Origin of the sequence: Pseudobacillus sp. 179-B 2D1 NHS (assembly GCF_045370945.1) — a bacterium.
GTDB lineage: Bacteria > Bacillota > Bacilli > Bacillales > Domibacillaceae > Pseudobacillus.
In genome coordinates this window covers 1-903 of sequence record NZ_JBIQDP010000071.1, presented here as the reverse complement: position 1 = coordinate 903, position 903 = coordinate 1, and the positions used below count along the sequence as shown (strand labels likewise).

The 903-nt window shown below is 44.3% G+C and carries 1 pseudogene; it reads left to right on the top strand.

Features of this window, described 5'->3' with window-relative positions:
- Nucleotides 1–15: 15 nt before the first annotated feature.
- Nucleotides 16–885: pseudogene (locus tag ACH0BF_RS25070) on the top strand (IS3 family transposase); the annotation flags it as partial.
- Nucleotides 886–903 lie beyond the last annotated feature (18 nt).

Genomic DNA, 903 nt, shown 5'->3' with positions numbered 1-903 from the left:
GGAGAATGATATTTTAAAGCAAGCCGCGCTGATCATGGGACGAAAGTAAATGTCATTAAGCGAAATAAAGACAAATACTCGGTATCAGCAATGTGCAGCGTCCTGCAAATTTCACGTAGTACCTACTATTATGATGCCAAAGAACGTCAGGCAGAAGACGATGTAACAGGCGCTGTGATAGAGATTTTTAAACAAAACCGAAGTGCCTACGGCACGCGCAAGATCAAAGTCGAACTGCACAAGCGTGGACTGACAGTCTCCAGAAGACGTATTGGACGCATCATGAAGGAGCAGGGGCTTGTTTCTTCCTATACAGTGGCACAGTTCAAGCCACAAAAAGCTCCGTGTAATGAGTCATCCCAGGCGAATGAATTGAAACGCAAGTTTCAGCAGACAGAAGCCAAAAAAGTAGTCGTCAGTGATTTAACATACGTCAAAGTCAAAAACAAATGGCATTACGTATGTATCTTTGTCGATCTCTTCAACCGCGAAATTATTGGCTTCAGCACGGGACCAAACAAGGATGCAAACCTTGTCGCACGGGCTTTTTCTTCGATTCAAGGTGATCTGCGGGACATCCAGATGTTCCATACCGACCGTGGCAGCGAGTTCAAAAACCAGCTCATCGATGAAACGTTAGCGGCCTTCCAGATTGGCCGCTCTTTAAGCATGAAAGGTTGTCCATACGATAATGCCGTGGCGGAAGCCACATTTAAAATCATCAAAACAGAGTTTGTCAGCCAAATGAAGTTTAATAGCCTTGAGCATCTTACGCTGGAATTCAGTGATTATGTTAACTGGTTTAATAAGCGGCGGATTCACGGAACACTAGGCTATGTAAGCCCGATTGAATACAAACGATCGTCCCTTAAAAAGGCTGTCTGATTTAGTGTTGACAATCCA